This is a genomic window from Marinifilum breve, from assembly GCF_003202155.1.
Classification (GTDB): domain Bacteria; phylum Bacteroidota; class Bacteroidia; order Bacteroidales; family Marinifilaceae; genus Marinifilum; species Marinifilum breve.
Genome location: NZ_QFLI01000002.1, coordinates 457,944 through 482,767, shown reverse-complemented (window position 1 = coordinate 482,767; position 24,824 = coordinate 457,944). Strand labels below are relative to the sequence as shown.

Genomic DNA, 24,824 nt, shown 5'->3' with positions numbered 1-24,824 from the left:
AAGAATTCGAAAATATATCAGATAAATCTTTAAGAACAAATAGAATTCAAAGAATGAAATCGAAATAAAGGCTTATTGATAATTGCTCATTATTAATTACTAATTGATTAAGCATGTATTACAAACGAATATTAATAGCAAACCGTGGTGAGATTGCCTTAAGGGTGATAAAGACCGCAAAGAATCTGGGAATACACACAGTAGCACTTTATTCAGAACAGGATAGAGATGCAGAGCATGTATTGCAGGCTGATGAGGCTTTTCCTTTAAAAGGCATGGGTTTGCAGGAAACTTATTTAAATGCTCAGCAGATTGTGGAGGTGGCTCAAAAAGCAAAAGCAGATGCCATTCATCCTGGCTATGGATTCTTGGCTGAGAATGCTGAGTTTTCGAAGCTTTGTGCGGATTCGGGAATCGATTTTGTTGGTCCTGATGCAAAAGCCATTGAATTGATGGGCAATAAGGTAAATGCGCGAGAGTTTGCCAAATCCATTGGTGTGCCTGTATTGGAAGGGGTTGTTGGTGATCATGAAACCTTACTGGAGGCGAGCAAGAGCTTGAAATTTCCACTATTGATAAAGGCTGCAGCAGGTGGTGGAGGTAAAGGAATGCGCATTGTTCATGAACCTAAGGATATGGAAGCCGCCTTGGAATCAACATCGCGCGAAGCAGCCAGTTATTTTGGCGATGGAGCAGTGTTGATTGAAAGATATATTGAGAATCCAAGACATATTGAAGTTCAGGTTTTGGCCGATAAACATGGCAACGTTATTCATTTGTTCGAAAGAGAATGTTCCATTCAAAGGCGATTCCAGAAAGTGATTGAGGAAGCACCTTCGCCAACATTAACACCTGAGTTAAGACAGAAAATGGGTGAAACAGCTGTATTGCTGGCTCAAAAAATGAATTATAGCAATGCGGGAACGGTAGAGTTTTTGGTAGATGAGGATTTGAACTTCTACTTTTTAGAAATGAATACCCGAATTCAGGTGGAACATCCGGTAACAGAAATGATTACTGGTATTGATCTGGTTGAACAACAATTGTTGGTTGCATCGGGAAGAAATTTGCCATTGAAACAGGATCAGATTCAACTAAAAGGTCATGCCATTGAGGCAAGGATTTATGCCGAAGATCCGGAGAAAGATTTTATTCCTTCGCCTGGAGAGATCAGCTTTTATAATCCTCCAAGATTATTCGAAGGAAGACTTAGGTTAGATTCGGCCATAACGGGTCCTTGTGTGATTCATCCTGATTTTGATCCGATGATTGCAAAATTGGTGGTTTGGGATGAAAATCGTGATTTGGCTATTGAGCGTTTGCATTTGGCATTGCACGATTATCAGATACATGGTATCAAAAACAATATCATGTACCTACATACACTTTTAAATACCGATGCTTTCAAGCAGAATAAGATTTCAACTCATTTTTGCCAGCATCATGCCGATGAACTGAATCAAATCATGCTCAAAGAAAAGGAAGATGTGCCTTCTTTCCTGTTCCATATCAGCTTTGCTTTGTTCGAGTTGCGTCCTAAAACGTCTGACTCTGTGTGGGATCATATTGGCTATTGGCGCTTGAATGGAACAAGACTTCGGGTATTGGATGAAGATACTATTGATGTTGAAATTCTGGAGCAGAATCCTTACCGTATACAGATAGGAGAAAGCAAATATGCTTTGGAGAATCTTCAGATGGATGAGAATTACATGACTTTTGAATATGAAAGTACGAGATATCGATTTTATCGATCGAAAAATTCGGATGGAAAGAGTTTTGTGAGTTGCAGGGGAATTGTGCGTCAATTGGAGCGCTGGTCCGAGATTCAGGCAAAACCGGTTGGATCATCAACAGAAAGTTCTGGTGCAAGCGATGGAAGAATTCTGTCGCCAATGCCGGGCAAAATTGTGAAGGTGGAAGCACAAGCAGGGCAATCTGTTTCAAAGGGTGAAGTATTGCTTATTGTAGAGGCCATGAAAATGGAAAACAGCATATTGGCTCCTTTCGAAGGAAAAATTGAAAAGGTGTTTGTTGAAGAGGGTGAGCAGGTAATGAATGAAACCGAGTTGATTCGTTTATCAGCGAACTAGAGTTTTGCTTCGGAATATGAAGAGGATGATTCATAAGGAAGAGAGAATGATTCATAAGGAAGAGAGAATGATTCAGTAGGCACAACGAATGATTCAGGATGTACAGAGGATCGCTCAAAGAGATGGTAGAATAATTCAGAAGGCAAAGAGTTTGATTCAGAGCTATCCGAGTTCAATTCAATGGACAGGAAGAATCATTCAGAAGCTTCGCAGATGAATTCAGTGGACTTAGAATCCGATTCAGAAGAGTTGGAGAAAGATTCAGTAGACAGGGAGGGGAATTCAATGGACTTGGAATTGAATTCAGTAGACATGGAACTCGTTTCAATAGATTTTAAATCTGATTCAGTAGACTTGAGTTTGATTTCAAAAGGATAGATAATCAAATAGATAAATATAGAGGTTGACTAAATGTAGTCGAATCGATAAAAGATGGAATACTAAATACTAAAACATACCAAAATGAAGACCAAAATCAGAATTGCAAATGCCGGAGGTTTCTGGGGAGATGATCTGGGAGTATTGCGCCGACAACTGGAAGGTGGTGAGGTAGATTATATCTCGTCCGATTTTTTAGCTGAAGTTACCATGAGTATTCTTCGAAAACAGCAGCTAAAGAACGAAGCCTTGGGATATGTTACTGATTTTGTCGATCAGATTGTAGATGTTGCTGATTTGATGAAATCAAAAGGCGTTCGAATGATAACCAATGCAGGAGGTATCAACCCAATTGCTTGTGCCAAAAAGATTTTATCGGAATTGGAAAAGAAAGGTATTTCCTTAAAAATTGCGGTGGTTGATGGTGATAATATTGTTGATCGTATAGATGAGTTTTATCCGGCGAAAGCCAATTTTAAGAATATGGATTCGGGTGATGATTTCGAATCGATTATCAAGAATATTCAAAGTGCCAATGTGTATTTGGGTGTGCCTCCATTGCTTAAGGCTTTGGAAAGTGGAGCCGATTTGATTTTGGCAGGTCGTGTTACCGACACTTCGGTTACCATGGCGCCAATGATTTATGAATTGGGCTGGAAATTGAACGATTGGGACAAGCTGGCAGCAGGTTTGGTGGCTGGCCATATCATCGAGTGTGGAGCGCAGTCGACTGGTGGAAACTTTACCGATTGGCAAAAGGTGGAACGTTGGGATAATATGGGTTACCCAATAGTTGAAATGAACCAAAATGGTGATTTTACTGTCTATAAACATGAGAACACAGGTGGTTTAATAAGTGTAGATACCATTCGTGAACAATTGGTATACGAAATGGGAAATCCCGATCAATACATCAGTCCGGATGTGGTTGCCGATTTTACACGTCTGAAGCTGGAGGAATTGGAAGACAATAGAGTATTGGTGAGTGGGGCTAAAGGATATCCGTCTACTCCTTACCTGAAAGTATCAATGGCCTACGAAGATGGTTATAAAGCAACAAGTTCTATTGTAATAAGCGGAGGTAGAGTGTTGAATAAGGCACAGGAGTTTGAAAAGATTTTCTGGGACCGATTGGATACGGATTTCTTGAAGAAAAATACGGAGTTTGTTGGATACAATGCCTGTCATCAGCATTTGGCGGAGCATATCGACCCTAACGAAATTCTACTTCGATTATCGGTTTATGATACTGATGTGGATAAAATCAGAGATTTTTCTATGAGTATTGCTCCTCTGATTTTGAGTGGTCCTCCAGGCGTTGCCGTAACGGGTGGACGAGCTAGAATGCAACAGGTAATTACCTATTGGCCAACATTGATACCAAAAGAATGCATCACATCAAACGTTCATGTTCTGAATGAGAAGGGTGAGGTGATAGAATCTACCGAAATAGGCTCAGTTCTTGGCTATGAGGAAGAATTACAGGCCTTAGAATCTGTTGAGCATACCGAATATGTTGATCCTTCATGGGAAGATGATCGATTGATAACGGTTGCTTTGCGTGATATCTGTTTGGGTCGCTCTGGTGATAAGGGAGATACCGTAAATATTGGAGTTTTGGCTCGATCAGAAGAGATTTATCAATACTTAAAGCATGATTTGACAGCCGAAAAGCTTTCGGAGATGTTTTTTGGAATGGTGAAGGGTAGAATACATCGATATGAGATTGATAATTTATTGGCATTAAACTTTCTATTGGAAGAATCGCTTGATGGCGGTGGAACAAAATCCTTAATGATTGATGCACAGGGGAAAACATTTGCAACGGCACTTTTAAATCAGGAAATCATGATTCCTGAAAAATTACTTTCGTCAATGATGAAGGCTGAATCACAAAAATAATGAATGAAAGTACCCAATTATATTGGGATAGTTAAGAATTGTTATTAACTTAAATAGTGTGAAATATAACTAGGTAAGACAGTTTTGATAAATAAATTTGAGTTCTTACCTGGTATTTTTTAATTAGTACATAGAAAATGAATTTCGAATTAAACGAAGAACATAATATCATAAGAAAAGCTGTTCGTGACTTTGCGGAACGGGAAATTAAGCCATTGGCACAAGAGCTAGATGAGAAGGAGGAGTTTTCTTTCGAACTAACGAAGAAAATGGGAGAGATGGGATTGTTTGGAATGTTTCTTCCCGAAAAATATGGTGGAGAAGAATCAGATTATCTTTCTTACATTATTGCTGTTGAAGAAATAGCAAGAGTTGATGGATCGCATGCAGCTACATTGGCTGCTCATAATTCATTGGGCATTGGACCATTGTATATGTTTGGAAGCGAGGAGCAGAAAATGAAGTATTTGCCATCGCTTTGTAGTGGAGAAGAGTTATGGGCTTTTGGATTGACCGAGCCTGATGCAGGATCGGATTCTCGAGGATCAAAGACTTTTGCTAAAGACAATGGTGTGAATTGGGAAATTAATGGTTCCAAAATCTTTATAACCAATGGATCTACATCGATGTGTTCTGGGGTAACAGTTCAGGCAGTTACAAGTATTAATGGAGATAAAAAGGAATTTTCAACCTTTATTGTAGAAAAGGATACACCAGGATGGTCGTCGAGAGCTATGCACGGAAAATTAATGTGGAGAGCTTCAGATACTGCTGAAATGTTTTTTGATACCTGTTGTATTCCGAAGGAAAATATGCTCGGAGAACGCGGTATGGGATCAAAAATCATGTTGAAAACATTGGATTCAGGAAGATTGTCGATTGCTGCGATGGGATTGGGCTTGGCTCAAGGTGCTTTTGAAATGGCTTTGCAGTATTCAAAGGAAAGAAAGCAATTTGGAAAACCAATTGGTAAGTTTCAAGCCATTTCATTTAAGTTGGCTGATATGGCTACCAAAATTGAATTGGCAAGGAATCTTTTATACAAGGCATGTTGGTTAAAAGATAATGGAAAACCTTTTGCCAAAGAGGCTGCAATGTCCAAATTATACTGTTCTGAAATCGCTAAGGAGGTAGCTGATGAGGCAGTTCAAATTCACGGAGGATATGGATTGATGAAAGAATATTCGGTGGAACGTTTTTATAGAGATCAGAGATTGTTACAAATTGGCGAAGGAACTTCGGAAATTCAACGATTGGTGATATCAAGATACATTATGGATGAATAAATAGAATTGAATATACAAGCTGCAAACTCTAACCATTTGCAGCTTGCTTAACCCAAAATACCAACAATATGAGTAGAGAACTAATTCTGGCATTGAATCCTAGAATGCAATTTACCCGAATTGCAGTTTATAGGATGAATACAACTGTTTTTCTAAAAAAGATAAATCATAAACCTGAAGACTTTAATGGCTTCGATCGTTATGTGGATCAAGCTGCTTTACGTGCTAAAATCATCCTGGATGAGCTAAAAAGTAATGATATCAGGATTGATGACATCGCAGTTGTTATTGGGCGTGGTGGTTTGCTTAAGCCAGTTAAATCTGGAGTTTATAAAGTAAACGATTCCATGGTAAAAGATTTATCAAGTTGTGAATACGGCGATGATGTGGTGAATTTAGGCGGTCTTTTAGCCAATACAATTGCATCTGAATTAAGCAATGCTGACGCATTTATTGCTGACCCTGTAGTTGTTGACGAGCTTGAAGATATTGCACGAATTACGGGGCGTCCAGAATTCAAGAAGAAATCTATCTTCCATGCATTAAATCAAAAAATTGCAGCAAGAAAATATGCGAAGAGTGTTTACAAGAAATATGAAGAAATGAATATTATTGTGGCGCATTTAGGTGGTGGAATTAGTATTGGTGCTCACCGAAAGGGAAGAGTTATAGATGCTAACCAGGCTTATGATGGTGATGGACCATTCTCACCAATCCGTAGTGGAAGTTTACCAATGGGGGATGTGATTAGAGAATGTTTCTCTGGAAAGTACACACAGGAAGAAATGTTGAACAAGCAGACTGGTAAAGGAGGATTGTTTGCTCATTTTAATACCTATAGTGGCTATGATGTTTGCAAAATGAGGGATGCAGGTGATGCGAAGGCAACAGAAGTTTTGGCTGCCATGGCTTACCAGGTTTCTAAATCAATTGCATCCATGTATGCCGTATTCGATGGAGAACCTGTGGATGCTATTATTATTACAGGTGGGCTGGCAAAAGATGAGCAATTTGTAAAAGAGATAAAAACTCGTGTAGATAAAATTGCACCTGTTTCTATCCAGCCGGGGGCAGAGGTTCTGGGAGCGCTTTCCTATTATGGGAAAATGATACTTAGAAAAGAAACAGAGATACTTGAATATTAAAAGAAAAAGCCGACAGATGTCGGCTTTTTTTATGGCAAAAAATCAAGCTAATTTCTACAGAATTATGCAACTATAATGGACAAATTATTTGTTGCCGATAAAAATCGATTCACACAAGATAAATGTCGATTATAATAACCTGTTTCTCGTACTTTTAATGGAGTAAAACTCTTTATTCTGGGGTGTAAATCTCGCTGAGCAATTATTGATAAGCTTTTTACATTGGTATATATTTAATAGTGATAAGAGTAGGGCTCTTATTCACTCTATTGTAAACCAAAAGTATTAACCTTATATTCTGGAATTATGAAAAAAGCTCGCTTATTTTTTCAACTGGTAGGAATTGGAATCTTCACAATTTCGTTAGTAATTGTTGGTTGTACCAAAGATGGACCAATGGGACCTGCTGGCGCTGATGGTAAAGATGGTGTAGACGGAATAGACGGCCAGGATGGAACAACATCTTGTTTAGCTTGTCACAATACTACTGTTGAAACCACGGTAAATGCACAATATGAATCATCAACTCATGGTGGAAGCCAAAATTTCTATCCTGGAAGTCCATTGGTTTCTGAATATGCTGGCGCAAGAAATGATTGTGCTAAATGTCACTCTCACGAAGGATTTTTGGAAACACAAAAAACTGGAAGAGACACGACAGCAGCTAATATTCCTATTCCAACAAATATAACTTGTAATACTTGTCATGAATCTCATGCAAGTTTTGACTTTGAAACAGACGGACAGGATTACGCATTAAGAACCGCTATTCCTGTAGCATTATTGATTGATAAAAATTCGACTATAGACTTTGGAAATACGAGTAATTTATGTGCTAATTGTCATCAACCTAGAACAGGTCCAACAGTACCTGATGGAGATGGTAACTTCGAAATTACAAGTTTCCGTTATGGTCCTCATCATTCACCTCAGGCTACTATGGTTGCAGGTATTGCTGGTTATGAAACTCTAACTGGTGAATATCCAACTGCAGGAACATCAACACATGCAACTGCAGGATCTTGTATTTTATGTCATATGGTTGAAAAAGACAATGTATCTTCTCATGACTGGGTTCCAACAATTGAATCTTGTACTGAATGCCATACCTCTTTAACTACATTTGATTATAACGGATTCCAAACAAAAATTCAAGGAATGCTAGATGAGCTTAAAGCTGATTTGACTAATGCAGGATTACTTGATGCGGAAGGAACTACAATTGTAGGAACATATCCAGCAGAACATGCAGGGGCATTATACAATTACAAAACGATATTAGAAGATCAAAGTTTAGGTGTTCATAATCCTAGATATACAGAAGCGTTATTAGAAGCTTCATTAGCAATTTTTGATTAATTACATCCTAAATAATGTAAAAAAAGGGCGAATGATCATTCGCCCTTTTTTATATCTAGTTATTCAGATTAAGCTTTAATTTCTTCAACCTTAAACTTCAACTTTTCAAGAGCTTTTTTCAAGTTCTCCTTGCTTGTTTTATCTGTTTTATATGAAATGGTAACCTTTTGTGCTTTAAAGTCAACATCTAACTTCTTAACACCTTTTTCGAAAGGAATATTCTTTTCAATCTTGCCAGCACATCCCATGCAATCCATTTCTACTTTAAAAACAACAGTTTCAACTTTTTTATCGCTTTTATTCGCTGCGTAAGATAAAGTAGATGTAATTACAATGCTTAATACCAATAGAGTGCTTTTAAAAATTTTAGATAAATTCTTCATTTGTTTAATTTTTATTGTTTTAGATATATTAGTGTTTGTTTATTCAATTGTTAATCGTAATCCTACATAGAATTTTCTTTCCTGGATTGGTCCCCATATCATCGAAGCGTCGAAATAATCTCCAAAAGGATCAGTAGCTCCAATTATTGGATTCTTTTGAGTATAGTTTCCAATATTTTCAGCTCCAACATATATTTCCCAGATTTTAAATCTCTTGGTTATTTGAGCATTCATTAATGCATAAACAGGAGATTTTTCACGTCTTTGGTGTTGTTCTGGATTCGCTTTTGTTGAAGGAATCCTCATATCACCATTAAACTGAGTTGTGAAATCAAACTGCCACTTGTTAAAGTTTGTAGCGTAAGATGTTGTTATCAAACCTTTAAAACGATTTACATATGGAACTTTTTGGAATTGATTGTTAATGTCAGCTTTAACATCAGAAAAACGAATGGCTGTTGTTACATCAAATCTGTCAACAGGCGCAAATTTTAATTCAACTTGGTAGTTGTTAGCCCATGATTTACCATCCAAATTATAAAATCTTACTTTATCAACGCTATGGTCTAAATCTGTTATAATCTGATTATCGAACACAGTTCTATAGAAATCAGCCGAAAGTGTAAACCCTCTATCAAATAAATCAAAATATTGAGTTAAGCTTAAACCGAAGTTCCACGCTTTTTCCTGTTTTAGATCTTCAGCAATTTCTAAAGATCTGCTAGAGGCCAATAAGAAGCTGTTTTCAGCAATTGGATTTGAAGTTCTTCTACCACTACCAATAGCCAAACGTGCCGTCGTTTTAGGTGCAAATTGATATCTAAAATGTAAGCGAGGAGTTACAAATCCACCATAAATGTTGTGATCATCATAGCGTAATCCGGTTTGTAATGTGATGTTATCATTAGGTAACCAAGTATATTCCACGTAGGCACCTGTTACTTTCTCTGTTCTGTCTGTTCCCAGGTTATCTATGCTCAAATAATCTTTAAAATCATCATATACATAGGATAAACCAGCAGTATATTTATGCTTTAAATTACCGATATAGGATTGAAACAGAAGATTAGCGTAGAAATACTTTTGTTCTGCATCGTAATTTCTTAAGCCGTAAAAGGAGTTTTGTTCATGTGATGCAAAGTTTGTGATTAAAGCAAAACTTCTATCATCGTCATTTGGCATGATATAGCCAAATTTCGCAAAAGCTTCGTACCTTCTGGTATCAATGTTAATTCGATAAGCATTGTTTAAATCATTAGGTTGATCCTTTTTAAATCCCTTTTGCCCACCAATTCTTTGTTCATCGATAAATTTAGCTCCGAATTGTACTTTAAAGAATTCACTAGCATCCCAATTCCAGCGATTTATGAAATTGTACTGAGTTACCATTGGATCGTCAAGAAACATGTCATGGTTGTGATCAATTTCTCGATCATTATCTTGTCCATGAGCTAAAATTGCCGTACTAAGCTTAGGTGATAATTTTGCAGAAGCTATCATGTTTACCTCTGCCATTCCCATACTGTTTGCAAAAGTATTTAAATAGAATTTTGGCGCAGACTGAGGTCTCATGTAATTGATATTAATCTGACCAGTAATGGATTCATAACCGTTGATTACCGAACCTACACCTTTCGAAACCTGAATGGATTCCATCCATGGCCCAGGAACATATACCATACCGTATACAGAAGCTAATCCTTTAAAGTTTGGATTCTTTTCTGTCATCATTTCGATGTATTTTCCTGTTAAACCAAGAAGTTTAATGGACTTTGCACCTGTTGCCGCATCTGCATATGATACATCAACCGAAGCATTGGTTTCGAAACTTTCCGAAAGATTACAACAGGCGGCTTTACAAAGTTCTGCGCCTGTAATGCTTTGAGATTGAATCGGATTGTCTCTATCCAAAATGGTCCCTAGTTTTCTTTCAGAAACAACAACTTCGTTCAATTCAATATTCGGATATAATTCAATTAATAATTCTTGATTATTGTAATCATCGATATTGATTTCTTTTGTTTTATACCCTACGAATTGAACTACCAGTGTTTTAGAATCATTGATAATATCAATCGTGAAGTTACCATCCATATTGGCAGCGGTACCAATGCTGGTGTTTTTCCAAAATATCGAAGCTCCCGCTAAAGGAATTGCTTCTCCCGAATCTTGCTTTTCAACAATTTTACCCTTTATCACTGTACCCTTTGCCATTGACAAAAATGGTACAAATAAGAGCATGAGTGTTATTATTTTAATCTTCATGATAAAAATAAATTAATACTATGCAGCTGAAATTGTATACAATACAGCTTTATCTATTTTATGTGTTTTGAAATTATTGCACGCGAAATGCTACACAATGATAATTTGCTTATCATTATGCATTTGTGAAGTGGCAATTATGGGATCAACACAGGAAAGTGCACAGTTTGCACCTGTCTACTTGAATAAAGTCATCAGGATATTCATCAATATAACTACACTTGGTATTGGTAGTAATTGAATCAGAAATTGTGCAAAAAGAATTTGTGAAAAGAAGCAAAGTCTCAAGAGCTATAGGAGCTTTGCTTGTTTCAATTAATATTGTATTAGGATCGGTTTTTAGATAAACCAGATTGTAATCGCAACAAAGAACGGAACTACATTCTGAAGTTTCGGGATGATGTTTTTTATTATGATCATGCTCGCTACAACAGCAATTACAGTCAACGTGGTCAATACAATCAGCATCTACAGTAAAATGAATTTTAGAATGCTCGCAAGAAAAACAACTGTGCTTAATAAAGTGCACACCACAGAATCCTGTTAGGTAAACCCCTAAAAGAACCAATGTGATAATATTGCGAATCATTTTTTTCATTTTCTGGATGTAAAAATAGATACTTTTTTTTAATCCTATACGATATTAAGACAGTTAAAGATTGAAAATGGGTGAAAGGATAGTGAAAAATTTTGTTAAAATACTGTTAATGGGTTAATACACAGTAAAAAACAGACACGAAAAATGTGTCTGTTCCAACTATATGAGATTTAGTTATTAATGCCAGCCAGTTATCATACTTCTAAAATTACTTATAATAGAATTTCCAATGGTACAAACATAGATGTGAATGAATAAAAACAATGACAAAACAAATCCAATTATAGCATGTAACAGTGCAGTCACCAATAATCCGCTAACTCCAAATAATTGAGGTATAATGATTTCTGGGAATAGCATTGCCATACCACTGGCTATGATTATGGGGAATCCAATGTACATTGCCGTAGAGTAAATAAATCGTTGCAGAGGATTGAATTTATTTTCTAATGAAATTGGAAATGGAGGATCTTGTTTTTTAAACATTCCAAACAAGTAAAATACCGATTGATCGTATAACCTCTTGAATAAACCTTTGGTTTTCATTTTATATTGTTTCCCATTGGAAGTAAATAAGTTTCCAAAAATAAATAAGAGGTAATTAATACTTAATGCAATTCCACAAATGTTATGCAATTGAACCGATAATTCGAATGATATTAAGAATGGATTTTCTGGATTAGAGTATTGCATACTTATACCCGTAAGCAATAGTATAATAAAAAGTGCAGCATTTAACCAATGCCAAATTCTAATCCATAAAGGATACAAATATAGTTTCTCGTTTGCCATAGTTATTTGCTTTTAAAAATTCGAAAAATAGTGTGAGTGAATATTCCTATTAATACTAATCCGAATATCACTACACTTAAAATATTAAGGTATTTGTTTCGGTTTGCACCAATTACATAGGAATCATTAATAATTACAGCATTTAAAAAACCACTTCCTTTTCTCGATTCAAGGCTTTTGTAGCGATATAAACTAGCCATAAGGTGTGAGTTTGCTGAGTGACATGAGGTGCACTCTCTTATTGCACTATCTTTTGGCATTACAACATGACTAACTAAAAGACTATCGGAAAGTTGCGTATGACATTCAATACATCTCACGTTTTTGAAGTGAAGTTCCTGATTTGGAAGCCATTCATGAGATTTAAGGATGTTTATATTTTCTCTCTCGGTTAATAATTCATATTTGCTTACATCTGCATGGCAGGATAGACAAATATTGTTGTCGTAACTTACAGTCTCACTGATTTTTTCTCCTATGCGAGCTTGAGTTTTATATGTATGTGGATTGTGACAACTCCAACAGGTAAAAGCATCTGGAGATCGATTGTAGTGCATGCTTTCATAAAATGCTTCTTCAATTGCTTCGAAATGAAATTTGGCGTATTCAGGATCACCTGCATGACAATCATTACATGCATACATCAATTCCATTCTTAGATTGCCCGAATGTGGGAACGTTTCATATTCAGGAGAATGACAATCAGTACATTTAAACATACCGTGATTCGATTGTTGGTAGGCTAGGGTATCAATCATTCGGTTCGAACACATGGATTCCTTAATTTCCATACCAAAATCTTCATTCATGTACTTGTAAGTGCGATGAGCATGACATTTAAGGCATGAATGATTTTTATTGACTTCTTTTTGGGCATATAAGCTGAAAGAAAGCAATAAACACATACATCCCAATAATAATTTTGATGGTTTCATAAAGATTAGGCTTATAGGTTTTTGCTGATTGAGTAATATGACTAAAAAAGGGTATTATTTATTTTTAATACCCTTTAATAACTCGAGATGCTATATCATTTTTTGAAAGTTCTCATGTAATTTATTACAGCCCATTGGTCTTTTTTACTTGGAATTTTCTTTTCATAATTTGGCATTTCATCTCGACCAATTATCGATTTGTAATACAATTCACCATCACTTTGAGCATGGAACTCTGCTGAAGTAAAATCTCCAGGGAAGGTTTTAAGTCTTGCTGCTTTTGGTCCATCTCCTAATCCAGTATTTCCATGACATGAGCGACAATGTTTCATGTAAACCATTTTGCCTTTGTTTATGCTAGCCTTGTCATTTGCTAAAGGGTTTTCCATTTTTTTATATTCTGCTGGAATTTCCCAAGGACCTGCCTTTTTTTGTTGAACAGTGAATGAAAAGGCAAACAATGCAATGGCAACTAAGATAAAAATCTTGAATGTTTTCATAATTAAATGTTTTTAATGAGGGATGTTAGAATCTAACCAGTATGTTGAATCCGAATAGAAAATCCCCATCATCTATTTTATTTTTGTTATATAGTGTATTCCTTTGTGGAGTAATTCCCTCATAGTTCGACATAAATACTTGGAATACATGAGTACTAGTACCAATTTCTATACCAAATGATAGATTCGCCTCCGGATCGTTCTGATCTGAAGTATATTCTCTCATATCATCGATGTTTAAAGGATGATCGTACTCAAAAAATATCGACATTGATGGGCTCACTCTTGCACGACCTGCCAAAGAAAGAGCAACTTTATCATGTTCAACCAATGAATCTGTTTTATTGAAATGAGTAAAACTTGGTCCAAACTGTAGAGAGAAATTGTCGTTAAATTTATGAGCTACCAAAAGTTGAGAGAAGTATGATAATCTATCCGAGAATTTATAGTCATTTCCAAAAACTGATTTGTCTTGAGAGTTGATTGCCAAATTTCCATATAGTGCAACAGAAACAGGAATAGAGTTTGATTCTGTTTGAGTTAGAAAACGATACTTACCATGAAATTCCTGTAATTTAAATTCTTTGGTATAACCATAACCAATCATAATTTTTTCGGTGATACCATAATTTAAACCCATTCTGATATTTGAAGTTGCATAAATTCCGAAAACATCTTCTAATCCATTTTCAATAAGACCAAAACGATGTTGGATATGCATTTCGAATTCACCAGCAAATGGAGTCGCTACAGTTTGAGTTTCTGCAAGTAAACCAGTTTCAAATGTCCCACTTACCGGTTCATTTGCAAATTCATCAGTTTGTGCATTTACATTTAGTACATTCCCTAAAATTAGTAAAATAACAAACAGTCCGGTAATAGATCCGAATATGCTAAGTTTCTTAGCTTTTTTGTGAATATATTTTGTACGCATAGTCTGTAGTTTTTAGTCGTTGTTAGCACCTCTGGTTATCCATTCAAGTATTAGTTGTTTTTCATTTGCTGATGCTCTTGTACTATGAGATCCTTCTAGTAGAATTGTATAAATTTCACTATTTGAAGGGTTTTCATTATTAATGTAACCACCGTTTACAAGTGAATTATAAGCATTAGATGCTCTTAAATCAGGATCGATACCTCCATCGTGACATTGTGTACAATTAGATGTGAAAATTGGAATAATGTCGTCGCTAAAGCTTACTTCCTGTTCCGGTGGAATAACAACTTCGTCAAACTCAACTGTGTCGTACTCACAAGAGACAAAGCAGAGCAGTGTCGCTAAAATCGTTATAAGATGTACAAATTTGCTCTTTTGCATAGTATTAAGATTTTAGATTATGAACTGTTTTTGGTTAATAAGGGCTTTTCACTCTCTTTTAAAGGTAAAGATTTGCAATGTGTACAGCTATTCTGGGGTGGCGAGATATCTTTCGAGAGAAAAAGGAATTTATCTAATTCAAATCGACATTTATCAGCAAATAACTAGGCTTATAACTGTTATTTTTTTATCTTTAGAAGAGAGCATATCAAGCTGAATTGTGTAATAAGATGTTTGATTGCTAAAAACAGAGTAAATACCCCTAAACCTCTACCTCCATTATGGCAAAATTTAGCAGAACCGACAATTGTAAGAATTGCGTTGATTGCAACAAAAAAATCCCCTTATTTCAACTACTTTCGCAATCAGAATTAACCGATCTTAATACCAGTAGATTTGAAGTGAAATTCAAAGCTGGAGAAACCATTTTCAAGCAAGGAACCTCTGCAACACATTTGCTGATTATAACTTCTGGATTGGCAAAGTTTTATGTTGAAGGTGTGCAGGAAAGGCAATTAATTATAAGGATTGTAAAACCTTGGGAAGTTGTTGGACAAGCCTCTTTGTACTTTGATAATCGTCACCACTATTCGGTAGCAGCATTGGTAGATTGTACGGCTTGTTTTATTGAAATAGAATCATTTAAAAAAATGATTCGACAAAACTCGGCTTTTGCTGAAGAGTTTATTACTCAATGTACGCAAAAAGGTGTTTTTTCTTATGAGAAAATGGTCAGTCTATCGCAAAAACAAATGCACGGTAGAATTGCAGATGGAATTTTATACCTTTCTAAAAAAATATATGAAAGCAATCAGTTTTCATTGCATTTATCACGACAAGATATAGCAGATTTAACCGGAATGTCGAAAGATAGTGCGATTCGAATACTTAAAGAATTTCACCACGAAGGAATTATAGAATTGGATGGAAGAAATCTTAATGTATTAAACTCAGAACAACTGGAACGAATTAGTGAAACAGGATAAAAAATGAGAGCCTAAGCTCTCGTTTTTTTATGCTTTTAAATCTAAAAGGTTTTTCTTAATGATTTCCTGATTAAGATCTTTTCCAATAATTACAATTTTTGATTCTCGTTTTTCATCCTGATTCCAGGCTTTTCCAACCGTTGCTTGAATTTGGGTGTGAACAGACTGTAGAATAATTCTATTGTCAACGCCTGCTAAATTCAAAATTCCTTTTACACGATATATGGTATCCTGATTAAATTGCAGAAATGCATCTAACCACATGCCTATTTTCATTTGATCTAATGGCTCATCACATATAAATAACATGTTTTGTATTCCATGATTATTTTCTGATGAATTGCCTTTCATATTGGTTTCTAAACCAAATATGTGCTGAAAAATCTTTTCTGGTTTGTATGAGAATTGATCAAGAAGCTGATGATTTCCTAATTTAGAAAATTCACTTTGAATGATTTTTGCATGTTGATTTTGCTTTTTTATCAATTTTAAAATTGATTCGGCTTCTTCCTCATTTACCAAATCTAATTTGTTGAGAAGAATGATATCAGCAACAGCTATTTGTTTCGAAAGTACACTTTCGCTTTTCAAATCTGAATTTGCATTTTTAGCATCTACAAGACAAATTACACTGTCGAGTTCAAATTGATTTTTGATGATGGGATCACTGATAAAAGAAGCCAAAATACTTCCGGGATCGGCAATACCAGTAGTTTCAATTAGCAGATGATTGAAATCATGCTTTGACTCAACCAATTTTTGAAGTACAACGAATAATTCTTGGTTTAAATTACAGCAGATGCATCCATTGCTTAATTCGAAAATATCTTCGGATTGAATATTTTCAACAAGAGTTGAATCAATGTTCTCTTCACCAAATTCGTTTTCTATAATTGCAAACTTTTTATCCGAGTATTCAGCAATTAAATTATTGAGTAAACTTGTTTTTCCAGCTCCTAAAAAGCCTGTGATAACGGTTACGGGTATCTTACTCATCCTTTAAAATTTTTCCCAATGTACAATCTCATCCAAAGCTTTACGCTTTTTTACAGGAATCTTATCATCGTTTGGATAACCTAGTGATAAGATTGCAATGGGTTCAATGTGTTCTGGCAATTGAAAGAACTCTTTGCATTTTTTCACATAGAAATTACAAATCCAACAAGTTCCCAATCCCAATTCTGTAGCTTGTAAAGTCATGTGATCAATTGCAATTGCTGCATCAATATTGGTATGATCTTTACCATCTTCCTTTCTTTTCCATGCTGTGTTGTGATCGCCACAAACAATAATGTAAACCGGAGCTTCTTTAAACCAATCTCTGTGGTAGATTTCGGAAAATTTAGCATGATTCTCAGGTTCACGTACCACTATAAAATGCCAAGGTTGATTATTTACAGCTGATGGTGCGAGTTGACCCGCTTCCAGTATTTTAATTAATTTTTCTTCCTCTACTTCTTTTTGTTGGTATGAGCGAACCGAGTAACGGTTTTCTATAATTGTTCTTAAATCCATGTATTGTAGGTTTGATTTGAATACAAAATTGAGAATTATTTAAAAAGAAGAAAAGAGAACTTGAAAGAATCTATTCTATGTGCCAAGAAACACTCGAATTAATAAGCATTTTAGTAACTTTGCCACTCATTTTTATAGAGAGGTTAGAATGACCAAAGATTTGAAGAAAAATATCATGTACCAGTATTTAATGTTGCTGGTAATAGCCGCAACAGCTGGGCATCAAGGGTGGAGAACTCTGTTTAATAACTTGGCAGTTGACGAAGTTGGAATTAATGGATTTCAAGTTGGTATCATTCAATCGGTAAGGGAAATTCCTGGTTTCTTGGCTTTATTGGTGGTTTACCTACTTTTTGTAATAAAAGAACATAAACTTTCTGCAATTTCAGTTTTATTTGTCGGTATTGGTGTTGCATGTACAGGCTTTTTTCCAAGCTTTTGGGGATTGGTTTTTACTACCTTAATAATGTCGGTAGGATTTCACTATTTCGAAACCACCAACAAGTCTTTAACCTTACAATATTTCTCTCTTGAGGATTCTCCTATGGTATTTGCCAAGCAAAAGAGCTGGACGGCAGTAGCCAATGTCAGTATGGGAGCATTTATATACGGAATTGCCCATTTGATGTCACTTCAGGCGAGTTTTATTTTGATTGGAATTGTTGTTTTTGCATTAGGTATTTGGGCTTTGTTTTGGAATCCTGCAGATAAAAATATTATTCCTCAGAATAAAGGAATGGTATTGCGAAAAAGATATTGGCTGTTTTATGTACTTAATTTCTTAAGTGGTGCGAGAAGACAGATTTTTGTGGTTTTTGCAGTATTTATGCTTGTTGAAAAATACAGTTATTCAGTGCAGGATATCGCAGTTTTATTTGTGGTGAATAATATCATTACCTACTTTATTTCGCCATATATTGCAAAGGGAATCAATAAATTTGGAGAGCGAAAAATGTTATCGGCAGAGTATATTAGCTTGATATTTGTTTTCCTTGGCTATGCTTTTATCGATAATGCTTGGGTTGTTGCAGGCCTATACATCATCGATCATATATTCTTTGGTTTTTCAATGGGAATTAATACTTATTTTCAGAAAACCGGAGATCAAAAAGATATTGCACCATCCATGGCGGTTGGGTTCACCATTAATCACATTTCGGCAGTTGTAATTCCTGTGTTAGGGGGAATGCTCTGGATGATTGACAGACACATACCTTTTTTGGCCGGAGCAGTATTAAGTGTAATATCCTTAGGATTTGTTCAATTAATAAAAGTAAAAAAATCAATATAAATGCAGACTAATAAAGAAATATATCAGGCTCTTATTGAATCGTATAATAAAGGTATTCAAGAGAAGAATCCAAGTTTAATCAGAGAGTTTTTGGCTGATAATTCAGTGGAGAATTTGAAAGATGATGCAGCATACTATTTGGAAATACTACAATTGCGTGCAGGCGCATTTTCTTTATTCGGAGAATTGAAAGAAGCAGTAGAGGAATATGGAAAAGGTTATTCTTCGTGTTCTAAAAATGGGAAATGGGTTTATGGATTAAATTGGGCCTTGCAATTTATGGCCGAGTTTTCGTTTAAAAGAGGCGATGAAAAGATTATAGACGCCATGAGCGAAGGTGTAAAAGTTTTGGATCAGGCTATTCAGGACTTACCAGAAGACAAATACCAAGAGTTTTATCACCTGTGTTTGATAAATGTTAAGGCATTTATGTTGCTAACATCAGGAAAGAGGGAAGAGGCATTAGCAATATTCAATGATTGCAAGTTTACACCAATTCCAATTCCTGAATACAATGATAAGGAATCTTTACAAATGCTATTTGCCAACTTTACAAAAGGATTTGCTGTTGCCATAGAGCTTAAAAACCTTGATTTGTTGATGAATCTAATGAAAGTAATTTCTATTGATGATCAGGTTTTATACAGTAATGCTGGTTTGTTTAGAGTTTTTTACGAAACCTTAGTATGTGCATTTGATATGCGAGCAGAATTCATTACCGAATTCAATGCAATGTTTAAAATTAAGGATGCTCTTACTACATTGACTCCTGAGTTTTCAAAATTCTTGGGATTAATTGGCGAACAGGATTTCGATAAACTGGATGAATTCTTTCAAGGATTCGATAAAAAATAGTTATGAGTTTACCTTGTTATTGTGGCAAATCAAATTTTTACGAGGAGTGCTGTGGAACTATTCACTCTGGAAATAAAAAAGCTGAAACTGCCGAAGAATTAATGCGAAGTCGTTATTCTGCATTTGTAATTGCAGATATCGCTTATATTTTGAAGACCTACTCATCGAAGACTCGTCCGGTAAATCAAGCGGAAGAGATTTTAGATTGGGCTAAATCGGTAGAATGGCAACGATTAGAAGTTGTAAATACCATTAAGGGTAATTCAACAGATAATAATGGACATGTTGAGTTCAAAGCTTATTATAAGGAGGAAGGAATAGATCAGTGTTTACACGAAAAATCATTCTTCGAAAAGGAGAATGAGCAATGGGTATATGTTTCTGGGGAATATCCTAAAGAAATAAAACCAAAGCTGCCAAATAGAAATGATCCATGCTATTGCGGCAGTGGAAAGAAATTTAAGAAATGCTGTTTTGGTAAAATTTAGGGGAATATACCTCTGTTAAGAAAGCTGCGAAAGCCTTGTATTTGAAAAGAAAACTCCAAATACAAGGCTTTCGTAGTTTTTGAAACCAAGGAAGTTTACTGATTGTAAATGACTGTTTCAAAAACGAGAGTAACGCAGTATTTGGAGTTTTCTTACAAAGACTAATTAATTATTTCCCATGTTTTTTAGAACTGAAAATGTTTTATCAATATCTGAATCGTGAACCACTAAAGTAAATTCATTAGTCGTTGATACTACTTCTTCGATATTTATTCCTGCCCAGGCAATATTTTTAAGAATAAAATAATAGAATCCCAATTGCTGAGCATTTGTAGCAGGAAGTTTTAATGTTACTGAAGATAGTCTTTCACTTTTGGCAACTAGTTCTTCGCCAGTAAATGCTTCTTCTACTTTTTCTTGTAAGGATCCGGAAACTACCAGGTTTGATTCAAAAACACCTTGTACCATGGTGTAGAAAAATTCCTGATTTGGACCAATGGAACGCAAAAGTTCTGTGTGCTTTTCAATTAAAGTATTAGAATTTTTATAGGTGAAATCAACCAAATTAGAGCGTACAATAATGTCACCTACATTGGTAATTACATCTTTTAAGCCAGGATTGATTTTAACCTCAAGGTTTGGAGCCAATCTGTTTAAAGCCATAATTATTGCACCTATTTTTACAGGTTTTTTTACGGTATCTTCAACTTGATTCTGTATTTTGCGCGCTAAAGAAGAAACGTTAATTAATCCTTCGACCAATGCCTCTGCCAAAAATGGTTGAGTACTCACAATTTTCTCTACAACTTGTGGAATTGTTATCATGTTTCTTGATATTTGTTGAATTTCCTCACAAAGATGTTGAAATTATCACAAAACGTGGAATTTTTGAATAAATTTTCTAAAAATTTTATTGATTTATTTACTGCATCTATATTTGCTCACGTAAACCACAACCCTACATTAACCAAGTAGGATTTTAATCAAGGAGAATAATACCGGTAATCTTTTGAGGGAAGGTTTCTAATTTGGATTATCTGATTTCAGAAGTTTATCGGGATTATTTTAAATGCTCTTTTAACTGTATAAAAGAATTAAAGTAAAAATGAGAATGAATTGGCAAGGATCAATTGTAGCGATTGTAACACCTTTTAACGAAAATGGAAGTGTTGATTACAGAGCTTTAGGTGATTTGATTGAATTTCATATTGAAAATCAATCGGATGGAATCGTAGTTTGTGGAACCACAGGTGAAGCAGCAACATTATCTAAAGAAGAATATTCTGAGGTTATCAAATTCGTTATTGATAAGGTGAATAAACGCATCCCTGTTATAGCAGGGACCGGATCAAACTCTACAAGTGTAGCTGTAGCGAATTCTCAAATGGCAGAAACTTTAGGTGCAGATGCTGTATTGGTAGTATCTCCCTATTACAACAAGCCTACCCGAAAAGGTTTAAAAGACTATTTTATTCAGGTTGCAAGTGCAATTTCAGTTCCCGTTATCATGTATAATGTTCCAGGAAGAACTGCATCTAATATTCCAGCTGATTTGGTAGTTGAGTTAGCAAATGAGATTGAAAATATTGCCGGTATAAAAGAAGCATCAGGAAATCTTGAACAAATGGCTTGTATTTTACGCGATAAGCCTAAAGAATTTATGGTATTTTCTGGTGATGATGCCCTTGCTTTTCCTGCAGTTTGCTTGGGAGCTGATGGTGTTATTTCGGTTGTTGCAAACTTGTTTCCAAAAGAGTTTCATGACTTAATAAGTGCTGCTTTAACAGGTGATTTAATTACTGCACGAGAATTACACTTAAAATATTTAAATATCATTCAGCTTTGTTTTATTGAATCTAATCCAATACCTGTAAAAACCGGTTTAAGCTTGATGGGAAAAGTACAGGAAGAATTCCGTTCTCCAATGAGTAGAATGGAGGATGAGAACAAAACTAAATTAATGGTAGAACTACAAAAACTATTGGTACAAACAAACACATATATGACAGAAATTGAAGAATTGTAAGTAATTCATTGATTATATTTCTCCCCCTTGAAATATTATCAGGAAACCATCTCATCAGAGGTGGTTTCTTTGTTTTCGTACCTTTCGATGATTGCAGCACCAACACTATCTCCCCAAACATTTACAGTTGTTCTGAATCGATCCAATAACCAATCAATTGTTAAAATTAATCCAATTCCTTCAATAGGAAGATGAACAGCTTTCAAAACAATTACCATAGTAACTAATCCTGCCTCGGGAATACCGGCTGCTCCAATAGCGGCGAGGGTTGCAGTGAGGAAAATAACTGTTTGTTGCGCAAAACTCAGTTCCAAACCATACAATTGAGCTATAAAAATAGCTGCTACAGCTTCATATATGGCAGTACCATCCATGTTTATTGTAGCTCCTAAGGGGAGAACAAAATTACTTGTCTTTTTTGATATCTTATTTTGCTGCTGTACACCTTGTAGTGTTAGCGGGAGAGTTGCCGTACTCGATGCTGTTGAGAAAGCATTCATTAGTGCTGTAGCAACCCCTTTTGCAAAATTTATGGGGTTTCTTTTACCAATAAACTTCAAGAGTAAGCACAAAACAAGTAATGCATGAATAGATAAGCCTAAGAGTACAGTCAGACTAAATTTACCAAGGGATATCAATTCAGGAAGAAAACCTTCATAACCTCCAGCCTTACCAATTCTGGCTGTAATTAATCCAAAAATACCAAGAGGAGCAATATACATTACCCAATTAACCAATTGCATGATTCCATCGTTTAAAACGGATAGAAACTGAATGGTTTTCTTTGCCTTTTTGCCTAGCGAAGATAAAGATGCACCAAAAAACAGAGAAAAGACGATAAGAGGCAATATGTCCATTTTTGCCATGGCAAGGAATAAATTGTAGGCAATCAATCCTTGTTGTTCCTGTTCTGGGTTTCCAACAATTAGCTGCTTTAATGTTTCAGATATTGCTGTGCTTTTTGATATGTATTGATTTGAATCTTCAGGTAACTGAATGTTTAATCCACTTCCTGGTTGAATTAAATTAACCAAAACGATTCCTAAACAAACTGATATTGCAGTTGTAGAGAGATAATAAACCAGAGTTTTACTGCCAATTTTACCCAAACTACGAAGATTATCCAGTTTTGAAATGCCTACCAGCATAGAGAGTATTACCATTGGAACCACCAGCATCATCAGAATATTTAAGAAGATTTCGCCAAATATTGAGAATTTTAAAGACATTTCTGGAAATAATCCACCAATTAAGAAACCCAAGAAAATGGCAATCATAATGCTGATAAGAAGAGCATTAGCATTATTGGAATTTGAGGTGTTATTTTTATTTTTAAAAAACATTAGATTTTTATGCAACAAAATGAACAATAATTAGTACAATAGGTTTTGTGTGAAAAAGAAGCCAGGCTTACGCCAAAGCGAAAATTTAATTTGAATGAAACATTACATTCATAACATAAACTATTGAGTCAAGAATGTCAATTATTTTTGATAAAAAATATGTAAACTGTATTGTTTCTGTTTATTATGCTATTACTTAAGATCACTATACTCAATGAATAAAGATTTACTCTTTGCACTAATACAAAATCCTAACCTAATTCCCGGAATTTACAATTACTGTGATGGATGGTGTGAGCGTTGCAAGTTTACTTCCAATTGTCTTAATTTTAAGATGATGGAAGAGGGGGTTCCTGATATAAAACCAACTGAACATGATACTGAAGCAGAAGCTTCATCAGCAATGGAGAATTTGGATGAAATGTTTCAATTAAGTATGGAGTTATTGAACCAGGCGGCAAAAGATTTGGGTATGGAGTTGCCACAGCAATCAGAAGATTTTGATGCCGAAGAGGAGGAAGAAAAAGACGAGTTGATTTTTAAAAGTCAATTGATGCTTCAGGCTGATAAGTATTCGGAATTGGTTGATGCCTGGTTTGCTGATTTTGAATCTCTTTTGTACATAGGTTCTCACTCTTTAAAAGAAATTTTTGATTTTAAGGAAGAAGAAGAGATGAGTGATGCTGAATTGCTGGTTTTCGACAAATCTGAAATTATCCGTTGGTTTCAGTTTATCATTCCAAGTAAACTATTTAGAGCACTTCGAAGTAAGGCCAATACAGAAGAGACAGGAAATGATTTTTATGCCCACGACTGCATAGCTTCGGCAAAAGTAGCCCTAATTTCAATAGACAATTCGATTGATGCATGGACAAGTTACATGCACCAATTTCCAGGAGCAGAAGATAGAATGTTGCCAATATTACTTCTCCTTTCGGGTTTAAGAACTTTGGTAGAGGAAGTATTTCCAGAGGCAAGAAACTTTGTGCGCCCCGGGTTTGATATTTAATTGGCAAACCAATTTTTTAGGGACAAAACGTTTTAATGGCTTAATAATTAATATAAAGCTTTCGTTATTTTATCAAAGCCTTTAATAAATTTATGAAACGTTTGATGATTTTACCAAGGCCTTTCGTTTTTACATTAAGAGCTTTCAAGATTTTTATTCAAGCTTTCGTTATTTTATCAAAGTTTTTTTAAAAAAATATGAAACGTTTGATGAATTTACCAAGACCTTTCGTTTTTAAATTAAGATTTTTCAAGATTCTTATTCAAGCTTTCGTTATTTTATCAAAGCCTTTAATAAATTAATGAAGTGTTTGATGATTTAACCAAAACCTTTCGTTTTTGCATCAAGACCTTTCAA

Annotated in this window: 24 protein-coding genes; 12 read left to right on the top strand and 12 right to left on the bottom strand. The window is 35.2% G+C overall.

Annotated features, from left to right (window positions below):
- Nucleotides 1–113 precede the first annotated feature (113 nt).
- From DF185_RS06085 to DF185_RS06060, 6 genes are all read left to right on the top strand, one after another.
- Nucleotides 114–2,093: an acetyl/propionyl/methylcrotonyl-CoA carboxylase subunit alpha gene (locus DF185_RS06085; RefSeq protein WP_110359847.1), complete on the top strand. Its 1,980-nt coding sequence runs from the start codon at nucleotides 114–116 to the stop codon at nucleotides 2,091–2,093.
- 213 nt (nucleotides 2,094–2,306) lie between these two features.
- Nucleotides 2,307–2,471, top strand: coding sequence for a hypothetical protein (locus DF185_RS23550; protein WP_165835957.1), 165 nt, complete (start codon nucleotides 2,307–2,309; stop codon nucleotides 2,469–2,471).
- A gap of 84 nt (nucleotides 2,472–2,555) precedes the next feature.
- Entirely contained in the window at nucleotides 2,556–4,373 is a 1,818-nt protein-coding gene (locus DF185_RS06075; protein WP_110359845.1) for an acyclic terpene utilization AtuA family protein, read from the top strand.
- Nucleotides 4,374–4,510: 137 nt separating this feature from the next.
- Nucleotides 4,511–5,659 carry an acyl-CoA dehydrogenase family protein gene (locus DF185_RS06070; protein WP_110359844.1) on the top strand — a complete coding sequence of 383 codons (1,149 nt, stop codon included), beginning with the start codon at nucleotides 4,511–4,513 and terminating at the stop codon, nucleotides 5,657–5,659.
- Between the two features lie 68 nt (nucleotides 5,660–5,727).
- Nucleotides 5,728–6,804, top strand: a complete 1,077-nt coding sequence (buk, locus tag DF185_RS06065) for a butyrate kinase (protein ID WP_110359843.1) — start codon at nucleotides 5,728–5,730, stop codon at nucleotides 6,802–6,804.
- A 306-nt stretch (nucleotides 6,805–7,110) separates the two neighbouring features.
- Nucleotides 7,111–8,163: a hypothetical protein gene (locus DF185_RS06060; protein WP_110359842.1), complete on the top strand. Its 1,053-nt coding sequence runs from the start codon at nucleotides 7,111–7,113 to the stop codon at nucleotides 8,161–8,163.
- Nucleotides 8,164–8,231: 68 nt separating this feature from the next.
- On the opposite strand, the gene DF185_RS06055 is transcribed toward DF185_RS06060, so the two are convergent.
- From DF185_RS06055 to DF185_RS06020, 8 genes are all read right to left on the bottom strand, one after another.
- Nucleotides 8,232–8,546, bottom strand: a complete 315-nt coding sequence (locus DF185_RS06055) for a heavy-metal-associated domain-containing protein (protein ID WP_110359841.1) — start codon at nucleotides 8,544–8,546, stop codon at nucleotides 8,232–8,234.
- A 39-nt stretch (nucleotides 8,547–8,585) separates the two neighbouring features.
- Nucleotides 8,586–10,811 (bottom strand): TonB-dependent receptor, encoded by a 2,226-nt coding sequence (locus DF185_RS06050; RefSeq protein ID WP_110359840.1) that lies wholly within the window; start codon nucleotides 10,809–10,811, stop codon nucleotides 8,586–8,588.
- Nucleotides 10,812–10,956: 145 nt separating this feature from the next.
- Nucleotides 10,957–11,400, bottom strand: a complete 444-nt coding sequence (locus DF185_RS06045) for a hypothetical protein (protein WP_133249972.1) — start codon at nucleotides 11,398–11,400, stop codon at nucleotides 10,957–10,959.
- Between the two features lie 186 nt (nucleotides 11,401–11,586).
- Nucleotides 11,587–12,201: a cytochrome b/b6 domain-containing protein gene (locus DF185_RS06040; protein WP_110359838.1), complete on the bottom strand. Its 615-nt coding sequence runs from the start codon at nucleotides 12,199–12,201 to the stop codon at nucleotides 11,587–11,589.
- A 2-nt stretch (nucleotides 12,202–12,203) separates the two neighbouring features.
- Nucleotides 12,204–13,136 (bottom strand): cytochrome c3 family protein, encoded by a 933-nt coding sequence (locus DF185_RS06035; RefSeq protein WP_110359837.1) that lies wholly within the window; start codon nucleotides 13,134–13,136, stop codon nucleotides 12,204–12,206.
- Between the two features lie 95 nt (nucleotides 13,137–13,231).
- Nucleotides 13,232–13,636, bottom strand: a complete 405-nt coding sequence (locus tag DF185_RS06030; RefSeq protein ID WP_110359836.1) for a c-type cytochrome — start codon at nucleotides 13,634–13,636, stop codon at nucleotides 13,232–13,234.
- A gap of 25 nt (nucleotides 13,637–13,661) precedes the next feature.
- A complete protein-coding gene (locus DF185_RS06025; protein ID WP_110359835.1) occupies nucleotides 13,662–14,570 on the bottom strand; it encodes a DUF5777 family beta-barrel protein in 909 nt (302 codons plus the stop codon).
- 12 nt (nucleotides 14,571–14,582) lie between these two features.
- Complete coding sequence (locus DF185_RS06020; RefSeq protein WP_110359834.1) at nucleotides 14,583–14,954, bottom strand: hypothetical protein; 372 nt, start codon at nucleotides 14,952–14,954, stop codon at nucleotides 14,583–14,585.
- A gap of 281 nt (nucleotides 14,955–15,235) precedes the next feature.
- Between DF185_RS06020 and DF185_RS06015 the strand changes: the two genes are divergently transcribed.
- Nucleotides 15,236–15,940, top strand: coding sequence for a Crp/Fnr family transcriptional regulator (locus tag DF185_RS06015; RefSeq protein ID WP_110359833.1), 705 nt, complete (start codon nucleotides 15,236–15,238; stop codon nucleotides 15,938–15,940).
- 27 nt (nucleotides 15,941–15,967) lie between these two features.
- Here the strand turns inward: DF185_RS06015 and DF185_RS06010 are convergent, their stop codons facing one another.
- Both DF185_RS06010 and DF185_RS06005 read right to left on the bottom strand, forming a co-directional pair.
- Nucleotides 15,968–16,936: a CobW family GTP-binding protein gene (locus DF185_RS06010; protein ID WP_110359832.1), complete on the bottom strand. Its 969-nt coding sequence runs from the start codon at nucleotides 16,934–16,936 to the stop codon at nucleotides 15,968–15,970.
- A gap of 3 nt (nucleotides 16,937–16,939) precedes the next feature.
- Nucleotides 16,940–17,455, bottom strand: coding sequence for a nitroreductase family protein (locus tag DF185_RS06005; protein ID WP_110359831.1), 516 nt, complete (start codon nucleotides 17,453–17,455; stop codon nucleotides 16,940–16,942).
- A 148-nt stretch (nucleotides 17,456–17,603) separates the two neighbouring features.
- Here DF185_RS06005 and DF185_RS06000 point away from each other — a divergent pair, with 148 nt between their 5' ends.
- The 3 genes from DF185_RS06000 to DF185_RS05990 are packed head-to-tail and all read left to right on the top strand — an operon-like array spanning nucleotide 17,604 to nucleotide 20,089.
- The gene (locus DF185_RS06000; RefSeq protein WP_110359830.1) at nucleotides 17,604–18,746 is read left to right on the top strand and encodes an MFS transporter; all 1,143 of its coding nucleotides are present in this window, start codon (nucleotides 17,604–17,606) and stop codon (nucleotides 18,744–18,746) included.
- Nucleotides 18,747–19,601: a hypothetical protein gene (locus tag DF185_RS05995; RefSeq protein ID WP_110359829.1), complete on the top strand. Its 855-nt coding sequence runs from the start codon at nucleotides 18,747–18,749 to the stop codon at nucleotides 19,599–19,601.
- Nucleotides 19,602–19,603: 2 nt separating this feature from the next.
- On the top strand, nucleotides 19,604–20,089 hold the full coding sequence (locus DF185_RS05990; protein WP_110359828.1) for a YchJ family protein: 486 nt from the start codon (nucleotides 19,604–19,606) through the stop codon (nucleotides 20,087–20,089).
- A gap of 165 nt (nucleotides 20,090–20,254) precedes the next feature.
- Here DF185_RS05990 and DF185_RS05985 read toward each other — a convergent pair whose 3' ends face one another.
- The gene (locus DF185_RS05985; RefSeq protein WP_110359827.1) at nucleotides 20,255–20,914 is read right to left on the bottom strand and encodes an aspartate kinase; all 660 of its coding nucleotides are present in this window, start codon (nucleotides 20,912–20,914) and stop codon (nucleotides 20,255–20,257) included.
- Nucleotides 20,915–21,200: 286 nt separating this feature from the next.
- Here DF185_RS05985 and dapA point away from each other — a divergent pair, with 286 nt between their 5' ends.
- Nucleotides 21,201–22,115 (top strand): 4-hydroxy-tetrahydrodipicolinate synthase, encoded by a 915-nt coding sequence (gene dapA, locus DF185_RS05980; RefSeq protein ID WP_165835956.1) that lies wholly within the window; start codon nucleotides 21,201–21,203, stop codon nucleotides 22,113–22,115.
- 38 nt (nucleotides 22,116–22,153) lie between these two features.
- On the opposite strand, the gene DF185_RS05975 is transcribed toward dapA, so the two are convergent.
- Entirely contained in the window at nucleotides 22,154–23,458 is a 1,305-nt protein-coding gene (locus DF185_RS05975) for a dicarboxylate/amino acid:cation symporter (protein ID WP_110359825.1), read from the bottom strand.
- Nucleotides 23,459–23,672: 214 nt separating this feature from the next.
- Here DF185_RS05975 and DF185_RS05970 point away from each other — a divergent pair, with 214 nt between their 5' ends.
- A complete protein-coding gene (locus tag DF185_RS05970; protein WP_110359824.1) occupies nucleotides 23,673–24,467 on the top strand; it encodes a hypothetical protein in 795 nt (264 codons plus the stop codon).
- Nucleotides 24,468–24,824: the final 357 nt, after the last annotated feature.

Excerpts from the sequence above, each read along its gene's own strand:
- DF185_RS06085 (WP_110359847.1), top strand. The coding sequence starts at position 114 with ATGTATTACAAACGAATATTAATAGCAAACCGTGGTGAGATTGCCTTA.
- DF185_RS23550 (WP_165835957.1), top strand. The coding sequence starts at position 2,307 with ATGAATTCAGTGGACTTAGAATCCGATTCAGAAGAGTTGGAGAAAGAT.
- DF185_RS06075 (WP_110359845.1), top strand. The coding sequence starts at position 2,556 with ATGAAGACCAAAATCAGAATTGCAAATGCCGGAGGTTTCTGGGGAGAT.
- DF185_RS06070 (WP_110359844.1), top strand. The coding sequence starts at position 4,511 with ATGAATTTCGAATTAAACGAAGAACATAATATCATAAGAAAAGCTGTT.
- buk (WP_110359843.1), top strand. The coding sequence starts at position 5,728 with ATGAGTAGAGAACTAATTCTGGCATTGAATCCTAGAATGCAATTTACC.
- DF185_RS06060 (WP_110359842.1), top strand. The coding sequence starts at position 7,111 with ATGAAAAAAGCTCGCTTATTTTTTCAACTGGTAGGAATTGGAATCTTC.
- DF185_RS06055 (WP_110359841.1), bottom strand. The coding sequence starts at position 8,546 with ATGAAGAATTTATCTAAAATTTTTAAAAGCACTCTATTGGTATTAAGC.
- DF185_RS06050 (WP_110359840.1), bottom strand. The coding sequence starts at position 10,811 with ATGAAGATTAAAATAATAACACTCATGCTCTTATTTGTACCATTTTTG.
- DF185_RS06045 (WP_133249972.1), bottom strand. The coding sequence starts at position 11,400 with ATGATTCGCAATATTATCACATTGGTTCTTTTAGGGGTTTACCTAACA.
- DF185_RS06040 (WP_110359838.1), bottom strand. The coding sequence starts at position 12,201 with ATGGCAAACGAGAAACTATATTTGTATCCTTTATGGATTAGAATTTGG.
- DF185_RS06035 (WP_110359837.1), bottom strand. The coding sequence starts at position 13,136 with ATGAAACCATCAAAATTATTATTGGGATGTATGTGTTTATTGCTTTCT.
- DF185_RS06030 (WP_110359836.1), bottom strand. The coding sequence starts at position 13,636 with ATGAAAACATTCAAGATTTTTATCTTAGTTGCCATTGCATTGTTTGCC.
- DF185_RS06025 (WP_110359835.1), bottom strand. The coding sequence starts at position 14,570 with ATGCGTACAAAATATATTCACAAAAAAGCTAAGAAACTTAGCATATTC.
- DF185_RS06020 (WP_110359834.1), bottom strand. The coding sequence starts at position 14,954 with ATGCAAAAGAGCAAATTTGTACATCTTATAACGATTTTAGCGACACTG.
- DF185_RS06015 (WP_110359833.1), top strand. The coding sequence starts at position 15,236 with ATGGCAAAATTTAGCAGAACCGACAATTGTAAGAATTGCGTTGATTGC.
- DF185_RS06010 (WP_110359832.1), bottom strand. The coding sequence starts at position 16,936 with ATGAGTAAGATACCCGTAACCGTTATCACAGGCTTTTTAGGAGCTGGA.
- DF185_RS06005 (WP_110359831.1), bottom strand. The coding sequence starts at position 17,455 with ATGGATTTAAGAACAATTATAGAAAACCGTTACTCGGTTCGCTCATAC.
- DF185_RS06000 (WP_110359830.1), top strand. The coding sequence starts at position 17,604 with ATGACCAAAGATTTGAAGAAAAATATCATGTACCAGTATTTAATGTTG.
- DF185_RS05995 (WP_110359829.1), top strand. The coding sequence starts at position 18,747 with ATGCAGACTAATAAAGAAATATATCAGGCTCTTATTGAATCGTATAAT.
- DF185_RS05990 (WP_110359828.1), top strand. The coding sequence starts at position 19,604 with ATGAGTTTACCTTGTTATTGTGGCAAATCAAATTTTTACGAGGAGTGC.
- DF185_RS05985 (WP_110359827.1), bottom strand. The coding sequence starts at position 20,914 with ATGATAACAATTCCACAAGTTGTAGAGAAAATTGTGAGTACTCAACCA.
- dapA (WP_165835956.1), top strand. The coding sequence starts at position 21,201 with ATGAATTGGCAAGGATCAATTGTAGCGATTGTAACACCTTTTAACGAA.
- DF185_RS05975 (WP_110359825.1), bottom strand. The coding sequence starts at position 23,458 with ATGTTTTTTAAAAATAAAAATAACACCTCAAATTCCAATAATGCTAAT.
- DF185_RS05970 (WP_110359824.1), top strand. The coding sequence starts at position 23,673 with ATGAATAAAGATTTACTCTTTGCACTAATACAAAATCCTAACCTAATT.